This window comes from Luteibacter sp. (genome assembly GCF_036500425.1).
Classification (GTDB): domain Bacteria; phylum Pseudomonadota; class Gammaproteobacteria; order Xanthomonadales; family Rhodanobacteraceae; genus Luteibacter.
This window is the reverse complement of sequence record NZ_DASYCB010000039.1, coordinates 1-19,262: the sequence shown is the minus strand read 5'-3', so window position 1 is coordinate 19,262 and position 19,262 is coordinate 1. Positions and strand designations below refer to the sequence as shown.

The 19,262-nt window shown below is 65.6% G+C and carries 14 protein-coding genes and 1 pseudogene; 10 read left to right on the top strand and 5 right to left on the bottom strand.

Annotation, left to right across the window (positions count from 1 at the left end):
- Positions 1–55: 55 nt before the first annotated feature.
- The 6 genes from modA (at position 56) to VGN46_RS09685 (ending at position 4,811) form a co-directional block, all read left to right on the top strand.
- Entirely contained in the window at positions 56–802 is a 747-nt protein-coding gene (gene modA / locus VGN46_RS09710) for a molybdate ABC transporter substrate-binding protein (protein WP_331643159.1), read from the top strand.
- A gap of 7 nt (positions 803–809) precedes the next feature.
- A complete protein-coding gene (gene modB, locus VGN46_RS09705) occupies positions 810–1,484 on the top strand; it encodes a molybdate ABC transporter permease subunit (protein WP_331643157.1) in 675 nt (224 codons plus the stop codon).
- Positions 1,481–2,143, top strand: a complete 663-nt coding sequence (locus VGN46_RS09700) for an ATP-binding cassette domain-containing protein (RefSeq protein ID WP_331643155.1) — start codon at positions 1,481–1,483, stop codon at positions 2,141–2,143. The genes modB and VGN46_RS09700 overlap by 4 nt, the downstream gene beginning before the upstream one ends.
- A gap of 66 nt (positions 2,144–2,209) precedes the next feature.
- Positions 2,210–3,154, top strand: coding sequence for a YbhN family protein (locus VGN46_RS09695; protein ID WP_331643154.1), 945 nt, complete (start codon positions 2,210–2,212; stop codon positions 3,152–3,154).
- A complete protein-coding gene (locus tag VGN46_RS09690) occupies positions 3,151–4,296 on the top strand; it encodes a serine hydrolase (protein ID WP_331643152.1) in 1,146 nt (381 codons plus the stop codon). The genes VGN46_RS09695 and VGN46_RS09690 overlap by 4 nt, the downstream gene beginning before the upstream one ends.
- Positions 4,297–4,334: 38 nt before the next feature.
- Entirely contained in the window at positions 4,335–4,811 is a 477-nt protein-coding gene (locus tag VGN46_RS09685) for a T6SS immunity protein Tdi1 domain-containing protein (protein WP_331643150.1), read from the top strand.
- Between the two features lie 12 nt (positions 4,812–4,823).
- Here VGN46_RS09685 and VGN46_RS09680 read toward each other — a convergent pair whose 3' ends face one another.
- From VGN46_RS09680 to VGN46_RS09660, 5 genes are read right to left on the bottom strand one after another with little or no spacing between them, the layout of a single operon-like run.
- Entirely contained in the window at positions 4,824–6,089 is a 1,266-nt protein-coding gene (locus tag VGN46_RS09680) for an RNA polymerase sigma factor (RefSeq protein ID WP_331643148.1), read from the bottom strand.
- A gap of 51 nt (positions 6,090–6,140) precedes the next feature.
- Positions 6,141–6,911 carry a YciI family protein gene (locus VGN46_RS09675; RefSeq protein WP_331643146.1) on the bottom strand — a complete coding sequence of 257 codons (771 nt, stop codon included), beginning with the start codon at positions 6,909–6,911 and terminating at the stop codon, positions 6,141–6,143.
- A 12-nt stretch (positions 6,912–6,923) separates the two neighbouring features.
- Entirely contained in the window at positions 6,924–7,385 is a 462-nt protein-coding gene (locus tag VGN46_RS09670; protein WP_331643144.1) for a VOC family protein, read from the bottom strand.
- A gap of 25 nt (positions 7,386–7,410) precedes the next feature.
- Positions 7,411–7,839, bottom strand: coding sequence for a YciI family protein (locus VGN46_RS09665; protein ID WP_331643141.1), 429 nt, complete (start codon positions 7,837–7,839; stop codon positions 7,411–7,413).
- A gap of 60 nt (positions 7,840–7,899) precedes the next feature.
- Entirely contained in the window at positions 7,900–8,910 is a 1,011-nt protein-coding gene (locus tag VGN46_RS09660) for a sensor histidine kinase (RefSeq protein WP_331643139.1), read from the bottom strand.
- 432 nt (positions 8,911–9,342) lie between these two features.
- Between VGN46_RS09660 and VGN46_RS09655 the strand changes: the two genes are divergently transcribed.
- From VGN46_RS09655 to VGN46_RS20340, 4 genes and pseudogenes are all read left to right on the top strand, one after another.
- On the top strand, positions 9,343–15,354 hold the full coding sequence (locus VGN46_RS09655) for an alpha-2-macroglobulin (RefSeq protein WP_331643138.1): 6,012 nt from the start codon (positions 9,343–9,345) through the stop codon (positions 15,352–15,354).
- A 13-nt stretch (positions 15,355–15,367) separates the two neighbouring features.
- Positions 15,368–17,725 (top strand): penicillin-binding protein 1C, encoded by a 2,358-nt coding sequence (gene pbpC / locus VGN46_RS09650; RefSeq protein WP_331643137.1) that lies wholly within the window; start codon positions 15,368–15,370, stop codon positions 17,723–17,725.
- A gap of 115 nt (positions 17,726–17,840) precedes the next feature.
- A pseudogene (locus tag VGN46_RS20345) lies at positions 17,841–18,620 on the top strand (PAS domain-containing protein); the annotation flags it as partial.
- Positions 18,621–18,743: 123 nt separating this feature from the next.
- Positions 18,744–19,163: a methyl-accepting chemotaxis protein gene (locus VGN46_RS20340; RefSeq protein WP_414675244.1), complete on the top strand. Its 420-nt coding sequence runs from the start codon at positions 18,744–18,746 to the stop codon at positions 19,161–19,163.
- The last annotated feature ends 99 nt before the right edge of the window (positions 19,164–19,262 follow it).

Below are 19,262 nucleotides of genomic sequence, written 5' to 3'. Positions count from 1 at the left end.
GCGTCATCGACCCCCGCGTATAGTCATTCAGCCTCCCTTACCGGAATACACCGCCATGCGCCTTCGCCTGCTCGCTGCATTACTGCTCGTCACCGGCGTATCGACGGCATCGGCCGCCGACCTGGTGGTGTCGGCCGCGTCCAGCCTCACCGATGCCTTCCAGGCGGTCGGCAAGGCCTACGAGACGAAGCACCCCGGCACGCATGTCGTCCTGAATTTCGCGGCATCGGATGTGCTGCTGCGGCAGATCACCAGCGGCGCGCCCGCCGATGTCTTCGCCTCCGCCGACCAGACCGCGATGGACAAGGCCGCCGCCGCCCAGGCGATCGACCCGGCCACACGCAAGGACTTCGCCTCCAACCGTCTTGTGCTCGTGGTGCCGCATGACAGCCAGGTCGCTATCCACGGCCCGGGCGACCTGAAGGACGCTGCGGTGAAGCGCGTGGCGTATGGTGATCCGGCATCGGTGCCGGTCGGGCGCTACACCAAGGCGGCATTAGAACAACAAGGCCTGTGGGATGCCGTTTCGGCCAAGGGCGTACTGGCCCAGAACGTGCGCCAGAGCCTGGACTACGTGGCCCGGGGCGAAGTCGATGCCGGTTTCGTCTTCGCTACCGACGCGGCGATCATGAAGGACAAGGTCAAGGTCGCCGCGACGGTGCCCACGCCAAAGCCGATCACGTACCCGATCGCCGTGGTGGCCGGTTCGAAGCAACCGAAGGATGCCGCCGCATTCGAGGCGTTCGTGCAGTCGGCGGAAGGTCGCAGAATCTTGTCCGGCTTCGGCTTCGAGGCACCGTAAGCCTGGCGTGGATACGGTCTGGGTTCCGCTTCTGCTCACGTTGAAGGTTGCCTTGTGGGCGACTGCGCTTAACCTCGTGCTCGGTGTCGCGGTGGCATTCGGCTTGTCGCGCTGGCGTTCGCACGCTCGCGAGGTTGTCGATGCGATCCTCACCTTGCCGCTGGTGCTGCCACCCACGGTGCTCGGCTACTACCTGCTGGTCCTCCTGGGCCGACGTGGCGTGTTCGGTGCGTGGCTGGACCAGATGGGCATTGAACTGGTCTTCACCTGGCAAGGCGCCGTCATCGCGTCCACCCTGGTGGCGTTTCCGTTGGTGCAGAAGGCCGCGCGTGCCGCTTTCGAAGCAGTGGATCCGCAGTTGGAGAGCGCAGCCCGGGTGCTAGGCCTGCGTGAGGCGGCCGTGTTCTTCCGTGTCTCGCTGCCGCTGGCGGCACGCGGCATTACGGCTGGGGCGCTGCTCGCCTTCGCGCGCGCCATGGGCGAATTCGGTGCCACGCTGATGATCGCGGGCAACCTGCCCGGCCGCACGCAGACCCTTTCCGTGGCGATCTACGCGGCGGTGCAGGCCGGGGATGATCATGGCGCCGCGATCATGGTGGCGGTCACCTCGATCACTTGCATCGTCGCCCTGTTGCTGGCGGGCTGGCTGGCGCCGGACCACCTGCGCCGGAGTCGCCCATGAGCGTCGATGTATCGATCCGCAAGGCGCTGCGTGACGATGACCGCCACTTCGACCTCGATATCAGTTTCGCGTCGGAAGCGCGGCGTATCGTCCTGTTCGGCCCGTCCGGCGCCGGTAAGAGTCTCACCCTGCGCGCCATGGCCGGCCTGCTGCAACCCGACGCCGGCCACGTCCGCGTGGATGGCCACACGCTATTCGATGCGACCGCCGCGATCGCGCTGCCGCCGCGCGACCGCGGTGTGGCGTATGTCTTCCAGGATTACGCCCTGTTCCCGCACCTGACCGTCGCGCAGAACGTGGCCTTCTCGCTTTCGCGCGGCTGGTTAAACCCGGCGCGGCGCCGGCGCAATGCCCGGGTGGCGCACCTGCTCGACCTGTTTGAACTCGGTGGCGTGGCCGACAGTTACCCCTCGCGTATATCGGGTGGCCAGCGCCAACGCGTGGCGCTGGCCCGTGCGCTGGCCGCTGAGCCTCGCCTTGTCTTGCTCGACGAACCGTTCGCCGCGCTGGACCCGGTGCTGCGTGGGCGCATGCGCGCGGAGCTCCTGGCCTTGCAACAGCGGCTCGACCTGCAACTGCTGGTCATTACCCACGACCCTGCGGACGTGGACGCGCTGCAAGGCCATACCATCGAAATTCGCGACGGCCACGTCGTATAGTCCGGGCGCCCTGCGCTCGGGCGGTCGGCTATCATCGGCAACCACCGTTACCGCACGGATGTTCCGTTGAGCGCTCCAGGCCAGCCCCCCCGGGGAAAAACCCTCGCCATCCGTGCGCTGAAATACGGCGTCACGCTGGCTATCGTGGGCGCGGCGGCGTTCCTGCTACATCGCTATATCGCGAAGATGGCGTGGCACGACGTGCGCGACGCGCTGGCGCGTATTCCCCGCTGGCACGTGGTGGGTTCGATCGGCGCGGCACTGGCGAGCTGGGCCTGCCTGACGGCGTACGACGTGTTCGCCGTGGAGACCGTGGTGCCGGGCAAGGTATCCATGAAGATGAAGATCTTCTCCGGCGCGACCACGCATGCGATCTGCAATGCACTGGGCTTCCACGCGATCACCGGTACCGCATTGCGCTACCGCGTGCTGTCGACGCAAGGCGTCCGTGCGCCGGATGTCGCGCGCATCGTCGGCCTCGTCGGCTTTTCGGTCGGTATGGGCTTTGCCGCGGTGACCTGCATCGCGCTGGTCATGGAACCTTCTATCGCCAATGAATGGGGGCGCTGGCTCGGCATGGGCCTGGTCGTCGCCTTCGTCCTGTTGCTGCACTGGCTGGCCGGTAAGCACGACGAACTCAAGGTGTGGAAGTTCACCACGCCGGTGCCCTCGGCACGTTCCGCCGCCTCGCAGATCGCGATCGGCGTCATCGAGATGATCGGTGCCATCCTCACCATGTACCTGCTGTTGCCACCGGAGATTGCCGGTAGTTTCCTCGACTTTGCGCCGATCTACGTAGGCGCGGTTCTCGCCGGTATTCTAAGCAATACGCCGGGTGGCATCGGTGCGTTCGAAGCGTTGACCCTCGCTGCGTTCCCGCAGGAACAACGGGCCCAGGTCCTAGCCGCGCTGCTCGCTTATCGGGTGATCTACGGCTTCGGTCCGTTCATCCTCGCCTCGATCGCGCTGGGCGGATTCGAGATTCGCCGACGCGCACGGAAAACCACATGAAACATCTGTCCCTCGCCTTCGTTGCGCTGCTTGCGGCAGGTTGTGCCACGCCGCATGCCCGTCGGACCGATGTGCTGTTCTGGAACCAGGCCCAACGCGAGGCGAATTTCCGGGCGATGGACACCCAGTACGCCAGCAACGTGGTGAAGCATGGCGTGGCGCATCCGCTGCCGGCGGGCAAACCCATCGTTCCCGCGTTTGATGACGGCATCTCACTCGATGGGTACATGGCAGACCACCACGTCGCCGGCATCATGGTCGTGCAGGACGGCAAGGTCCGGCTGGAGCGCTATGGACTCGGGGCCGACGCGCGCACGCGCTGGACTTCGTTCTCTGTCGCCAAGTCGTTTACCTCCACGCTGGTGGGTGCCGCGCTGCGCGATGGCGCCATCCACTCGCTCGACGACAAGGTGGTGCGCTACATCCCGGAACTGGCGGCCGGTGCGTATCGCGATGTCTCGGTGCGCCAGCTGCTCACGATGACATCCGGCGTGCGCTGGAACGAGGACTACAGCGATCCGCACTCGGACGTGGCACAGATGTACGAGGGCCGCCGCGTGCCTGGCGAGCCGTTGCTCGTGACGTACATGGCACCGTTGCCGCGAGCATTCGCGCCAGGCGAGCGTTGGGTTTACAAGACAGGCGAGACCGATCTCATCGGCATCCTGATCAACCGTGCCACGGGCAAGACCCTCGCCGCCTATCTCTCGGAGAAGATCTGGCGCCCCTACGGGATGGCCAGCGACGCGCTGTGGTTGAAAGATGATGTGGACGGTACCGAGGCGGGTGGCTCGGGCGTATCCGCGACGCTCGGTGACTATGCCCGGCTCGGCCAGTTCCTGCTTGATGGCGGCATCGCGGGTGGTAAAGCCGTACTAGCCGAAGGCTGGCTCGCCGATGCCACGAAAAAACATGCGGATATCGGCACGCAGGGCCGCGGCTACGGCTACCAGTGGTGGACCTGGGATAGCGGTGCCTTCGCGGGCATCGGCATCTTTGGCCAGCTGTTACACGTCGACCCCACGCGCCATCTGGTGATCGTGCAACTGGCCGCATGGCCTGTGGCGACCGACGACGCGCAGGCAAAAGCGCGGGGCGATTTCGTACGGGCGGTAACGCGAGCCATCGACGCTAACCCGTAAGGGGTACAATCCGCGTACCCCCACCCCGGCCATCCCCCATGCCCCTCACCTGGAAAGAACTGACCTGCACGCCCGACAAGGAAGCGATCGACGCACTTGCGGCTTCCTGGGACTGGTGCATCGGTGACACATTCACGCCCCTGCTATTTACGGCATTGGGCGACATGTTCTACGAGACGGACGAAGGCGGTGTGTTCTGGTTGAACACAGGCACGGGTGAGGTGGAGCGTGTGGCGGATAACGTCGAGGCGTTCAACCAACTGCTGCGCGAAGAGATCGCCGATGAATGGCTGCTACCGCCGCTGGTTGAAGCACTGATCGAAGCCGGCAAGGTGTGTGCCGATGGCGAATGCTACACGTACGTCACGCTGCCGGTATTTGCTGAAGGCGAATACACCGTCGAGAATTTCAACCCGGTTCCGGCGCGCGAGCATTTTGAGATCACCGGCTCGGTGCTGCATGAACTGCAGGATGTTCCCGACGGCACCAACGTCAATATCGACATCACCCATTGACCAAGCGCGCTCCTACAAATGGTCGCTGCAGGTTTTAGCGCGATCTTCCAATAGCGTTTTTTCGCGTTCATTGCGGGTCATGCTTGCGGCTTGCAGGAATGCCTCGCGCGCGGCGTTGAACCGGCCCAGGCGGTAGAGCAGGTCGCCGCGGACGCTGGGGAGCAGGTGGTAACCCTTCAGCGTGGGCTCGTCGGCGAGGGATTCCACGATCGCCAGGGCGGGTGCGGGACCTTCGGCCATGGATACCGCCACGGCGCGGTTGAGTTCGACGACCGGCGATGGCATCACCTCGACCAGCTCGGCGTACAGTGCGGCCATGCCCTGCCAGTCGGTATCTTCGCCGCGCGGTGCGCGGGCATGGCATGCGGCGATGGCCGCCTGGAGGGCGTAGGGTCCATGCGCGCCACCGAGCTTGCCGGCGCGGTCCAGCGCCTTCAGGCCACGTGTTATCAACAAACGATCCCAGCGGCCGCGGTCCTGGTCCATCAACAGGATGGGCTCGCCATCGGGCCGGGTGCGTGCACCGGTGCGTGAGGCCTGGATCTCCATGAGTGCGACGAGGCCGTGGACCTCGGCTTCGCGTGGCATGAGTTCGGCGAGGATGCGGCCAAGTCGCAGCGCTTCTTCACACAGCCCGGGGCGCATCCAGTCGTCGCCCGCCGTGGCGGCGTAGCCCTCGTTGAATACCAGGTACACCACACGCAGCACCGCGCTCAGGCGCTCCTTGAGCTCATCACCGCGCGGCACTTCATAAACCACGGCCTCGCCCGCGAGCGTGCGCTTGGCGCGCACGATTCGCTGCGCCACGGTCGCTTCCGGTACGAGGAACGCCCGTGCGATTTCATCGGTCGCAAGGCCTCCGAGCAGACGCAGGGTCAGTGCGACCTGGGCTTCGATGGAGAGGGCCGGGTGGCAGGCGGTGAAGATCAGCCGCAGCATGTCGTCGCCGATATCGTCATCCAGCGCGTCGATCAAGGCCTCATCGTGGGACTCCAGGAGCCCTTCCATATCCTGGCCCAGGGCTTCGAGCTTGCGGCCCGCCATGCGCTCCCGGCGGATGCGGTCCACCGCGCGGTGCTTGGCGGCCTGGGTCAGCCAGGCGCCGGGATTGCGCGGGACGCCATCGCGCGGCCACTGCTCAAGCGCGGAAACCAGCGCATCCTGGGCCAGCTCTTCGGCAAGGTCGAGGTCGCGGACCATGCGTGCGATGGTCGCGATGAGGCGAGGGGATTCGATCTTCCAGATCGCATCGATGGCGCGATGGGCAGGGTCGGTCATGGCGACGGATGACACCATCCGCCGCCATGACAGGCAAGCCGCGCTGCCGCATCAGGCCAGCGGGGCGAGTAGTTCCTTCATGCTGTACAGCGGGCGGATCTCGAGCCGCGCGTCATCGCCATCAGGGAACGGGTAGGTGCGTGTCCACGCGATCACCTCGTCCAGGCTATCCACCCGCAGGATCCAGAAGCCCGCCACCATCTCCTTGATTTCGGCGAACGGCCCGTCGAACACCTGCGGCTGGCCCTTGCTGAAGCGAACGCGTTTGCCATGCGCGCTTGAGGACAGGCCATTGCCGGCGATCAGGTGGCCGGCCTCGTGGCCGGCCCGGTTGGCTTCGGCCATGCGCCCGAGGATCTCGGGGCCGGGATTCCAGTCGGTTTCGCTGCGCGCGTTGGCCTTGAGCATCACCATGTAGCGCGGGCGTTCCGAGTCGTCCTCGGCAGGATCGCCAAAGTTGCTGAGCCCACCTGGGCAGCCGATGGGCCGTACCTCGATCTCGGCGTTGCCGTTGGCATCCTCCGCCGGCCAGCCCTTCACCCAGTCGACCGCCTGCTCGATGGTGTCGGCGTCAATGACGCTAAAGCCGGCGACCAGCTCCTTCGCCTCGGCGAATGGACCATCCACGACCACTGGCGTCCGCCCGGCGGTAAAGCTGACCCGCACGCCTTCTCGGCTGGGCTTCAGGCCTTCACCTGCGTGGAACCGCCCTTTGGACGCTAGCTGGTCGCAGTACTCGGCCATGGCATCGACGAGGCCCTGGGTCACCGGGGCCCCGGCTTCGGTATCGGCATCCGCCTTGCGGACGATCAGGAATCGCATCGTTCTTTCTCCTTACGGGGCGGCCTTCTCACCGCCATTCACCATCCACGACACACCGAACGCATCGTCGAGCATGCCAAAGCGGTCAGCCCAGAACGTTTCGGCCATGTGCATGGTAACTTTGCCGCGCTTTGCCAGCGCGTTGAACGCCTTTTCGGCCTCAGCACCCGTATCGAAGCCCAGCGCGATGGTGCAGCCCTCGACCTTGCCCTTGTGCTCGAATACCGGCGGCGTATCCGAACCCATCAGGATCGCGTCGCCGACCACCAGGCGGATGTGCATGATCTTCTCGCCCATGCTGGACATGTCCATGGCGCCAGGTCCACAGCCCTCGTTCTTTTCAGCACCCTCCGGCGGCAGGGGCATGTCCTTGAACCGGCTCACCATCGCGATCTTTCCATCGAGCGCCTGCTCGTAGAATGTGAACGCTTCTTCGCAGTTGTCCTTGAAATGCAGGTACGGGGTGATCTTCATAGGTGGATCCTCGTGGCGGTGGGGGTTAGTGGCGACCGGCAAGGTCGGCACGCTGGCGTGCTTCCTGCGCGCGGGCTTCGGGAGTGAACTCGGCGCCGAAGTCCTCAGCCTCGAAAACCCGGCGGATCTCGATCTCGGAGGCCCCATCCTCGAACGGGTTGGGGCAGCGCTTCATCCATTCGAGGGCTTCGTCCAGGGAGCGTACCTGGATCAGCCAGAACCCGGCGATCAGTTCACGGGCTTCGGCGAAAGGACCGTCGATCACCTCGCGGCGGTCACCGTTAAAGCGGATCCGCGCCCCCTGGGCACTGGGGTGCAGGCCCTCGGCGGCGAGCAAGACCCCCGCGCGGACCAGCTCCTCATTGAAGTGGCCCATGGCCGTGAGCAGGGCCTCGCTGGGCATCGCGCCCGACTCGGATGTCGGGTTAGCACGCACCATGACCATGAATCGCATCGTCCCTCTCCTTATCGTTGGCCCAGGTAGTCCGGGCCTTCATGGAGACGTCGAACGGGGTTACGCCTGATCGACATGTGGGGGAAAAGAAATCTCGGCGCCGGATCGGGCCTCCGCCTCGAAGACACAGTGGACCCCGTCCGCGGCAAAGGTGATCGCCGCGGTACCACCTGCATGTGCGGCCAGCACGCGCTCGATGAAGCGGGTACCGAACCCCCGCTGGACCGGCGGTTCGACGGGCGGACCGCCGCTCTCCTTCCATTCCAGGCGAACGGCGTGGCGCGCGGGCACGTGGCTCCACGTCAGGCGTACCGTGCCGCCCGGGACCGAGAGCGCCCCGTACTTGATCGCGTTGGTCAGTAGTTCGTGCAGGGCCATCGCCACGGAGACGGCCGGCTCCGACCGCAGCATCAGGGGCGGGCCCTGCATGCTTACGAGCGAACCCCCTGGATCGTGAGGGGCCACGGTCGCCTCCACGATGCCGCGCAGGGCGACCTCTTCCCAGGCGCGCGCGACGAGCAGATCGTGAGCTCCCGCCAGCGCACATAGCCGGCTCTCAAACTGGGCCAGGGATTCCTCCACCGGGCGCTGCCCACGGAAGCTCTGGATCGCCATGGCCTGCACGACCGCCAGGGTGTTCTTCACCCGGTGGTTGAGTTCGCTGATGATGATCCGTTGGGTACGCTGCGCCTCCCGGTGCGCGGTCACATCGATGCAGCTGCCCCAGTAGCCGGCGAAATGGCCGTCACGGTAGAAAGGCGCGCCGTTATCCAGCATCCAGCAGTACTCGCCATCCCGGCGGCGCAGGCGGTACTCCATGGAGAAAGGCTCGCGGGCATCGAAGGCGCCGATATACGTGGCCAGGCAGCGCTGGAGGTCGTCGGGATGGACGCCGTCCGCCCAACCCTCACCCACCTCCTCGGCCATGCTGCGGCCGGTGTAGTCGAGCCACGGTTGGTTGAACCAGTCGCAGCGCTTGTCCGTGCCGGCGCGCCAGATCATGACCGGTGCGAAATCGGCCAGTTCGCGGAACTCGTGGTCCGAGGTAGGGGCGCGATCGTACGGACTCATGGCGTGCTCGCTCATCGCATATCACCGTTTCCACCCGAGCCTCGCCTCCTGCTCCCACGGCGCGGGTCATCCATGGTGGCCCGCGCGATCCATCGCACCAGGACCTCTTCGCCGACCACGCGACGAAGCCTGCCGACGATAGCGCGTTTGGCGAGGCACATGCATCGCGGCGCAGCATGCCGTGCGGCCGGTCACGCGATGGCGAATGCGTGGTTTTTTTCAGAATTCTCGTATTGCGTTGCCTCGGCGTCGCCGGACTGGCCGATCCATGCCGCTGATATGTCAGAATCCCGTCGCCAGCGCGACAGGGGTGACGCGCAAGCTATGTCTGGGGACAACCGCGAGCCACGCGACCGCCTTTGAGCGGCCGGGCCCGCGTGTACCCCGGCCCCCGGCGGCCACCCGCCTTACGTGAAAGGATTGGAACGGCACATGGATCTCCTGCGCTTCCTCGCGATGCTCCCGGTACGCCTGCTGCGCGGCCTTGGCTGGCTGCTCGGCCTGGTGCTGCGGCCCCTCTTTGGCAACGTGGCCTGGTCGGCCCCCGCATGGGTCCCGGCAACAGGCAAGGCAGCCCGCCAACACCCCCTGAAGTTCACCGGCACCATCGCCGGCGTCCTGGTACTGGTGGCCGCAGGATGGTTTGGCTGGCACTGGTGGCAGAACCGGCCACGCGCCGCTGAGCCCAATCGCATCACGTTCGAAGTGGCCGCCCCTGCGGTCACCGACTACAGCGATACGCGCCCGGACATCCATGCGCTGGAGATCCGCTTCTCCGGCTCCGCCGCGCGCATCGAATCGCTGGGCAAGCCAGTCACTGATGGCATCGCGATGGAGCCACGCCAGGCCGGCCAATGGAAATGGCAGGACGATCGCACCCTGGTTTTCACGCCCGCCACCGACTGGCCGGTCGGCCGCAAGTTCGATGTGCGCTTCGACAAGGCCAAGGTCTTCGCACCGCATGTGCTCCTGGCGGATGACGACGCCACGTTCAACACGGCACCGTTCACCGCCCGCGTGACCAACGGGGAGTTCTATCAGGATCCGCAGGACCCGACCCGGCGCAAGACCATCATCCAGCTGGCCTTCAATTATCCAGTGGATGCCGCGGAACTGGAAAAGCGCATCGCGCTCGATCTGCGCGAGCATGACCAGAAGCACGGCGCCGACCTCAAGTTCAGCGTCACGTACGACGAGCACCACCTGAACGCCTTCGTCCACTCGATGCCGTTGCAGCTCCCGCGCGACGATGGCGCCGTGGGCATGAAGCTGGCCGATGGCGTACGCAGCAGCCGCGGCGGCGATGGGACGGAAAAGGCGCTGGAAACCAGCGTGCGCGTGCCCGGCCTGTACAGCCTGAAGATCAACGAGATGCAGGCGACGCTGGTCGACAACGACCGCTTCGAGCCGGAGCAGGTCGTGACCATGGCATTCGCGAACGCGGTGAGCGATGCGGACCTGACCAGGCACGTGCACGCCTGGGTGGTGCCCGCCAACGCGGATGTCCACAATCCGGAGCAGGTCAGCGACGCCGCGTTGCGCAGCTGGACCTCGGTGAAAGTGGGTGTGGTCCCCACCGAGAACGACTGGTCGGAAACGCAGAGCTTCCGCTTCCACGCACAGCCGGGCGATCGGCTCTACGTTCGCGTCGACAAGGGCATGACTTCGTTCGGCGGCTACGTGATGCCGAAGGCGTACACCGAGATCCTCGCGGTTCCCGAATACCCGCGCCTGCTGCGTTTCATGTCCGATGGTGCGTTGCTGTCGCTTTCGGGCGACCACCGCGTCTCGATCGTGTCGCGCAACATGCCCGGCCTGCGTGTGGTGGTGGGCCGCGTGCTGCCTGATCAGTTGCAGCACCTGGTGACCCTGGGGAGTGGCACCTACGCCAAGCCGGAGTTGTACGGCATCGGCGAGGAGAACATTACCGAGCGCTTCGTCAAGAAGATTCCGATCGCTGATGAAGGTCCGGGCAAGGCGCACTACGAAGGGTTCGATGTCGGCCAGTACCTGGCGGCCGGCAAGCGTGGCGTGTTCCTGCTGAAGCTGCAGGGTTACGACGCCGCGCACGAGAAGGAGCTGCGTGACAAGGCGATGGACCAGGCGCGTGAAGCCGCGGGCCGCGAAGCCGGTGGTGACCCGGATGCCGCGGCGACCCAGGCCGGTGAGCGCTTCGATCGTGATGGCGGTTACACCTCGTATGAGTGGCCCAGCGACCAGCGCCTGGTGGTTATCACCGATCTCGGTGTCATCGCCAAGCGCGCCGCCGACGGCAGCCGCGACATCTACGTGCAGTCGATCCGTAGCGGCCAGCCGGCCGCCGGGGCGACGGTAGCGGTCATCGCCAAGAACGGTACGACGTTGCTTACCCAGGCCACGGGCGCCGACGGCCATGCGCACTTCGCTGGCCTCGCCGGCTTCGTGCAGGAGAAGGAGCCAGCCATGGTGGTCGTCCGCCAGGGCGAGGATCTCTCGTTCCTGCCGATCAGCGCGCGCGATCGCCAGCTCGATTTCTCGCGCTTCGACATCGGCGGCGACATGAGCGCGGCGAGCGCTGGCGAACTTTCCGGCTACCTGTTCTCCGATCGCGGCATCTACCGCCCCGGTGATCAGTTCCACATCGGCCTGATTGTGCGTGCCAGTACCTGGACGCGCAGCGTCGCCGGGATTCCGCTGGTCGCCCAGATCGTGGACCCGCGTGGCACCACGGTACGCCAGCAGCCGGTCACGATGGATCAGGCCGGCTTCGCCGAGCTCGACTACACCACGGCAGAGACCTCGCCTACCGGCAACTGGACGGTGAACCTGTACATCGCGAAGGACGGCAAGCCGTACTCGCAGATCGGCGACACCACCGTGCAGGTCAAGGAATTTCAACCGGATCGCATGAAGGTCTCGGCAAAACTGTCCGCTGCCGTGCCCGAAGGCTGGGTGAAGCCCACGCAGCTCAAGGCGCTTGTCGATGTGCAGAACCTGTTCGGAACGCCCGCGGCAGGCCGTCGCGTCGAAGGGTCGCTAACCCTGCGCCCGGCGTTCCCCTCGTTTCCCAGCTTCAAGGACTATCACTTCTACGACATCCGCCGCGCCAAGGATGGGTTCGAGGAAAAGCTGGCGGACCAGAAATCCGACGACAAGGGCCACGCGGAATTCCCGCTCGATCTGTCGCGCTATGCCGACGCCACCTACCAACTGTACTTCCTGGCCAAGGCCTATGAGGCGGAAGGGGGCCGCAGTGTGGCCGCCGCCACGCAGGGCATGGTCTCGTCGAACGACTGGCTGGTGGGCTACCGTGCCCCGGACAACCTCGAATACGTGGCGCGCGATGCCGAGCGCAAGGTGAACCTGGTGGCGATCAACCCCGAAGCGAAGCGCATGGAGCTCGCCGGGCTGAAACAGGCCATCGTCGAAACGCGCTACGTCTCGGTGCTGACCAAGCAGGACTCGGGCGTCTACAAATACGAATCGAAGGCGCGTGAAACGACGCTCACGGAAACCCCGCTCACGATTCCGGCGGCTGGCCTCGACGTGGCGCTGCCGACCAGCAAGCCCGGCAATTTCGCGCTGGTGGTGAAGAACGCCGACGGCAAGGAAGTGAATCGCGTCGCCTGGTCTGTCGCGGGCGAAGGCAACGTCTCGCGTTCGCTGGAGCGCAATGCGGAACTGCAGCTTGCGTTGTCGAAGAAGGACTATGCCCCCGGCGAGTCCGTCGATATCGCGATCCGCGCACCGTATGCCGGTAGCGGCCTGATCACGATCGAGCGCGACAAGGTCTATGCGCACGCGTGGTTCCACGCGGATACGACCAGCTCGGTTCAACACATCACGGTGCCTGAAGGTTTCGAGGGCAACGGCTACATCAACGTGCAGTATGTGCGCGATCCGTCATCTGACGAGATCTTCATGAGCCCGCTGTCGTTTGGCGTCGTACCGTTCTCGGTGAACATGGATGCGCGCAAGGAAGGCCTGCGCGTGGAGACGCCGGACCTGGTCAAGCCTGGCGACACGCTGACCTTCCATGTCACCTCATCCGCGCCGACGCGCGCTGTCGTGTTTGCCGTGGATGAAGGCATACTGCAAGTGGCTCGCTATAAGCTCGGCGATCCGCTGCAGTACTTCTTCCGCAAGCGCATGCTCGAAGTCACGACGACGCAGATCCTCGACCTGATCATCCCGGACTTCACCAAGCTCACCACGCTGGCTGCCCCCGGCGGCGACGCGGAAGGTGCTATCGGTCGCCAGCTCAACCCGTTCCGGCGCAAGCAGGACAAGCCGGTGGCATTCTGGTCCGGCATCGTCGATGTGGACGGAGCGCGTGACCTCACCTGGAAGGTGCCCGACTACTTCAATGGTAAGTTGCGGGTCATGGCGGTCGCGGTGTCACCCGAACGCATCGGTACCTTCGAGGGTGCTACGACGGTACGCGGTGACTTCGTCCTCTCGCCCAACGTGCCGACGACCCTGGCGCCGGGTGACGAAGCTGAAGTCAGCGTCGGCGTGGCCAACAACCTCACGGGGCTGGGTGGTAAGACCATTCCGGTAGCGGTCACCCTGAAGACCGGCCCGCAACTGCAGGTCGTGGGCGAGTCGACGCAGACGCTCCAGCTAGGCGAAATGCGCGAGGGCGCCGCGATCTTCCGCGTGCGCGCCACCGACAAGCTCGGCTCGGGCCACCTCGCCTTCACGGCGGGCGCCAATGGCAAATCCGCGCGACAGGGCGTGGATCTCTCCGTGCGTCCCGCATCGGCGATGCGCACTGAACTGGCCTTTGGGCATGTGGATGCCCACGGCCGCACCGACGTCACCGGCCTGCGCGACATGTTCGATGCGTACGCCCGTCGTGACGCGGCATTCTCCACGGTGCCGGTCGTGCTCGCACGTGGCCTGGCGGCTTACCTCGTGGACTTCCCGCACTACTGCACGGAGCAGGTGATCAGTGCGGCGATGCCCGCGCTGATCCTTGGTAAGCGTCCGGAGTTTGGTGACGTGAAGCCTGCGCAGATGCCGTCGGGTACGACCACCACGGTGGATCCGGTGGCCGCGCTGTTCGATACGCTGCGCGCTCGCCAGAACGGGCAAGGTGGTTTCGGCCTGTGGACGGCGACGCCCGATACGCACGTCTTCGCTACCGACTACGCCGTGCATTACTTGATCGAAGCCAGCGACCGTGGCGTGGCGGTACCGCGCGACATGCTCGATGCCGCGAACAAGGCCTTGCGCCAGATCGCCGCCGATGACAGCGGCGACAGCCTGGCCGAGATGCGCCAACGCGCCTACGCCATCTACCTGCTGACGCGCCAGGGCGTTGTCACCACCAACGACCTCGCCTCCGTGCAGCGGCGGCTTCAGGAGGCCTATGCCACGACCTGGAAGGACGATGCGGCCGCGGCGTGGCTTGCTGCGTCGTATCGCCTGCTGCACCAGGACAAGGTGGCCAGTGAGCTGATCGCGGGTCCACGCAAGCTACTGCTGAGGAAGAGCGACGAGACATACGCCTACGGTGACTACTACGACCCGGCGATCCGTGATGCCACGGTGCTTTACCTGCTGGCAAAACACTTCCCGGAACAGGCGAAGGATCTGTCGCCCAGCGTGGTCGACACCCTGGTGCGCCCGCTGGGCAAGGGCCACTACAACACCTTGTCGTCGGGCATGATCATTCTCGCGCTGGATGCCTGGGCGAAGGACGGCGGTGCGGTCGTCGATAAGCTGTCGATCGGTTCCGTCGCGAAAGACGGCACGGTCACTTCGATCGGCACGCCGCAAGGCGTCGTGCTCGATGCCCATTTCCCTGCCGCCGCGCAACGCCTGCGTCTCGTCAACGACGCCGATAGCATGGCGTGGTACGCGGTGACCCAGGCGGGCTTCGACCGCACACCGTCCACGCAGACGCGCAAGGATGGCCTGGAGATCACCCGCAGCTACACGGATACGAAAGGCAACGCGATCAGCAAGGTCGCGGTGGGCGATGAGGTCGACGTGCATGTACGCGTGCGTGCCACCAAGGGCGATGGCGAGGACAACATCGCGATCACTGACCTGCTGCCCGGTGGCTTCGAGCCCGTGCTCGATACCGAGACCCCGCCTTCGCCGGATGATCAGGCTGCAACAACGTCCGAAGAAGCGACCTCGGATACGGACGACGGCAACAGCGAAGGTGACACTGACGGTGATGCAGAAGGTGATAGCGATGCGACACCTGCCTGGCATTCGCCTATCGGCGATCCGCGCTCGACCTGGAAGCCGGAGTACGCCGATGTGCGCGAGGATCGCGTCGTGGTCTACGGTTACGCCTCGAGCGACGTGCAGGAGTTCATCTACCGGATCAAGGCAACCAATGCCGGCACGTTCGTGATCCCGCCAGCGCAGGTGGAATCGCTGTACGACCGTGGCACGCAGGGCACGGCACCGGGCGGCGGCAAGCTGACGGTGGAGTCGAAGCCCTGACGTGAAGCGGTGGTTGTCTCGCCTTCGCTGGCCGCGCTGGCACAACGTCCTCGTGGCGTTGTTGCTGGTCGCGGCCGTGCCGGCGGCATGCCGGTGGTGGCCGCACGATCCGTTGCGTGCATGGCTGCCTTCGTCCACCGCCATATACGACGACCACGGCCAGCTGCTGCGCCTGACCCTGGCCAGCGACGATCGCTATCGATTGTGGGTGCCGCTGGAGGACATCTCGCCCTCACTCGTCGAGGGTGTCTTGCTCCACGAAGACCGCTGGTTCCGTTGGCATCCAGGCGTATCCGCGTGGGGCTTGCTGCGCGGCGCATGGGTGACTTACGTGCGTCACGGCGACCCGCAGGGCGGATCGACCGTGACGATGCAGCTGGCGCGCTTGCTATGGCATCTGGATACACGCAGCCCCGGCGGCAAACTGCGGCAAGCGATGCATGCCGTGCAGCTCGAACTGCAATTCTCCAAGCACGATATCCTCGAGGCGTACCTCAACGCGGCGCCGTATGGCCGTAATGTCGAAGGCGTCGGCGCCGCCAGCCTGGCCTATTTCAGCAAGCCACCGGCCCGGCTGAGCCTGCCGGAGGCGCTGACTCTGGCGGTGATCCCGCAAGAGCCCGCGCGCGGTGTGCCCGGTAACATCAACGGCACCAGCGTCATCGACAAGGCCTTGCGCGCATCGCGCGATCGACTGTTCGCGCGATGGGTCGAGCGCCACCCGGATGACGCCAGCGCCCGCGCGTTGTTCGACCTGCCACTGCGACTGCGCCCGCTCTCGCGCCTGCCATTCGAGGCACCGCATTTCGTGGAACAGGTGCTGGCCGAGCGCCGACTTAGCGGTGGCGATGACATGCGGGTCACCACGACCCTTGATCTAGGCCTGCAGCACAGCCTTGAACGCCAGGTGCGCCAGTACGTGGAACACACGAGCGGCCGCGGCATTCGCAATGCTGCTGCGTTGCTGGTCGATACGCGTGACATGGGCATCAAGGCCATGGTCGGTTCGGCGGATTATTTCGATCCGGCGATCTTTGGCCAGGTGAACGGGACCCAGGCCAAACGTTCGCCGGGCTCGACACTCAAGCCCTTCATTTATGCCCTGGGCTTTGACCAGGGCATCCTGCACCCGGAGACCGTGCTGCGCGATGTGCCGTCCGCATTCGGCCCGTATACGCCGGAAAACTTCGATGGCCGCTTCCTCGGCCCGGTCACCGCCACGCAGGCTCTGGTACGCAGCCGCAATATTCCGGCCGTGCAGGTCGCTGCGCGTCTCGGTAACCCGAATCTTTATCAGTTCCTGCGCGATGCCGGTATTTCGCGGATGCAGACCGAACAACACTACGGCCTCGCCCTGGTGCTCGGTGGCGGTGAAGTCACCATGCAGGAACTGGCCGGGCTCTACGCCATGCTGGCGAACCGCGGCGAGTTACGGCCGCTGCGCACGGACGCCACGCAGCCGGTGACAAAAGGCACGCGTCTGCTCAGCGAGGAAGCCAGCTTCATGGTGATGGACATGTTGCGGCAAAATCCGCGCCCGGACGATGCCGTGGCGGCGCAGTCGTCGCGTCTGCCTGTCTACTGGAAAACCGGCACCTCGTGGGGCTTTCGCGATGCGTGGACGGCGGGATCGTTCGGCCCTTACGTGTTGGTAGTCTGGATCGGTAACTTCGATAGCACGGGCAACCCCGCATTCGTCGGCGTCGATGCCGCGGCCCCGTTGTTCTTCCGCATCGCGGATGCCTTGCGTGCGGAGCGCCCGGGGCTCGCCGAACCGATCCGGCGCAACCCGCCGAACCTGCGCCGTGTCGCGATCTGCCTTGCCAGCGGCGACCTGCCCAACGCCTGGTGTCCGCAGGTAGGCAGCACCTGGTTCATTCCCGGAAAGTCGCCCATCAAGGTGAGTAACGTGCACCGCCCTGTCGTCGTGGATAACCGCAGCGGGAAACCGGCATGTCCGCCGTTCGATCCAGACACGACGCATACCGAGGTCTTCGAGTACTGGCCCTCCGACCTGGCGCGCGTCTTCGCCCAGGCGGGCATGCCACGGCGTACGCCACCACCGTTGCCGGATTGCCAGGGGGGCGGGCAACCTCCCGGCGACCCGCCGCGGATCACGTCGCCACTCAAAGGCAGCACGTACCAGGTCCGGGTCTCCCGCTTTGGCCAGGACAAGGTCGCGTTCACGGCCACGAGCGACGCCGGTGCGCGCACCCTCTACTGGTTCGTCGATAACGCCTACGTCGGCAGCGTTCCTGCCGGCCAGACCTGGATGTGGACACCGGAGCGTACCGGCCGTTTCCTCGTCCGCGTGGTGGACGATCGTGGCGCTTCCGATGCCCGGGAACTCGGTATCGGCGCGGTCGAATAGCCCGCCCGAATACGCGTCGCGAAATCGTTGGGTAAATTCGGCATCGGCTATTCAGCACACACCTCGTCGCGACGATAAGTAGCCCCTGAGGGTCAACCAGGGGAGCGACACGGCAATGGCATCCAGCATCATCGCTAGTCTTCGCGCCTTCGTGGGCGCCCGCCGGTCAGGTGTGCGCGGGAAGATGGATGCGCTCAACAAGACCCAGGCGGTCATCGAGTTCTCGCTCGATGGGACGATCCTTTCGGCGAACCAGAACTTCCTTGATGCCATGGGGTATTCCCTGCGTGACATCGTGGGGCGGCACCATCGCCTGTTCCTGGATCCCGCCGAAGCAGAGACCCCCGAATACGCCGCGTTCTGGAAGCGCCTGGGTTCGGGTGAGCCGGACATGGGGCTGTACCGCCGCCTCGGCGCAGGCGGCCGTGAGGTCTGGATCCAGGCCAGTTACAACCCGGTGCTCGACCGCCGCGGCCACCCCGTACGCGTCGTGAAATTCGCCACCGATGTCACCGAGCAGCGCCTGCGCGCCGCGGATATGGAAGGGCGTCTGGCGGCGATCGACAAGGCGCAGGCAGTGATCAGTTTCAGCCTGGATGGGCACATCCTCGAGGCGAATGACAACTTCCTGGACACCATGGGTTACACACGCGATGAAGTGGTCGGCGAGCACCACCGCATGTTCGTCGATCGCGCCCAGCGCGAGAGCCAGGCGTACCGGGCGTTCTGGGAAAAGCTCGGCCGCGGTGAATACGATTCGGGCCTTTACCATCGCATGGATCGCCAGGGCCGCGAGGTGTGGATCCAGGGCAGCTACAACCCGATCTTCGACATGGCCGGCCGACCGTTCAAGGTGGTGAAATACGCGACGGACGTGACCGCGCAGACCCGCGCCACGCGTGCGCTCCACGCTTCGCTGACCGAACTGGCCGATACCGTGCCGGCGATCGCCGAGCAGGCCCGCGCGACCAATGCGCTCGCCACCCAGGCCAGCCGCTCCGCTGCGGATGGCGGCGCCATGGTCGATGCCGTGATCGCCACCATGGGCGCGATCCAGGATGGCGCGCGCGACATTGCCGACATCGTGAGCCTGATCGATTCGATCGCCTTCCAGACCAACATCCTCGCGTTGAACGCATCGATCGAAGCCGCTCGATCGGGTGTGCACGGCAAGGGCTTCGCCGTGGTGGCGCAGGAAGTCCGCATGCTTTCCCAACGCAGTGCCGATTCCGCGCGCGATATCCGCACCCTGATCGAAAACACGCTGGATCGTGTCCGTGAAGGCAGCGAGCGCAGCGGTGAGGCCGGCGACGCGATGCGCACCATCCTCGGCTCCGTCACCACGTTGCTAGACCGTGTCTCCGACGTCGCCCAGGCCACCAACACCCAGGCGGGCGGCATCGACTCCGTCCGCCGCGCCGTCGCCGAACTAGCCTGAGGTAGGAGCGTGCTTGCCGTGTCCTTACCCCGCCCTGTAGGAGCGCGCTTGCGCGCGATGGGGGCTTGCCCCACCCCCCCACCCCAGGCACCCCAGCCG

What these genes read in the sequence shown, in the direction of transcription:
- VGN46_RS20340 (WP_414675244.1), top strand. Translation starts at nt 18,744, where the DNA reads ATGGTCGATGCCGTGATCGCCACCATGGGCGCGATCCAGGATGGCGCG.
- VGN46_RS09675 (WP_331643146.1), bottom strand. Translation starts at nt 6,911, where the DNA reads ATGCGATTCCTGATCGTCCGCAAGGCGGATGCCGATACCGAAGCCGGG.
- VGN46_RS09700 (WP_331643155.1), top strand. Translation starts at nt 1,481, where the DNA reads ATGAGCGTCGATGTATCGATCCGCAAGGCGCTGCGTGACGATGACCGC.
- VGN46_RS09655 (WP_331643138.1), top strand. Translation starts at nt 9,343, where the DNA reads ATGGATCTCCTGCGCTTCCTCGCGATGCTCCCGGTACGCCTGCTGCGC.
- VGN46_RS09680 (WP_331643148.1), bottom strand. Translation starts at nt 6,089, where the DNA reads ATGACCGACCCTGCCCATCGCGCCATCGATGCGATCTGGAAGATCGAA.
- VGN46_RS09670 (WP_331643144.1), bottom strand. Translation starts at nt 7,385, where the DNA reads ATGAAGATCACCCCGTACCTGCATTTCAAGGACAACTGCGAAGAAGCG.
- VGN46_RS09685 (WP_331643150.1), top strand. Translation starts at nt 4,335, where the DNA reads ATGCCCCTCACCTGGAAAGAACTGACCTGCACGCCCGACAAGGAAGCG.
- modA (WP_331643159.1), top strand. Translation starts at nt 56, where the DNA reads ATGCGCCTTCGCCTGCTCGCTGCATTACTGCTCGTCACCGGCGTATCG.
- VGN46_RS09665 (WP_331643141.1), bottom strand. Translation starts at nt 7,839, where the DNA reads ATGCGATTCATGGTCATGGTGCGTGCTAACCCGACATCCGAGTCGGGC.
- VGN46_RS09690 (WP_331643152.1), top strand. Translation starts at nt 3,151, where the DNA reads ATGAAACATCTGTCCCTCGCCTTCGTTGCGCTGCTTGCGGCAGGTTGT.
- VGN46_RS09660 (WP_331643139.1), bottom strand. Translation starts at nt 8,910, where the DNA reads ATGAGTCCGTACGATCGCGCCCCTACCTCGGACCACGAGTTCCGCGAA.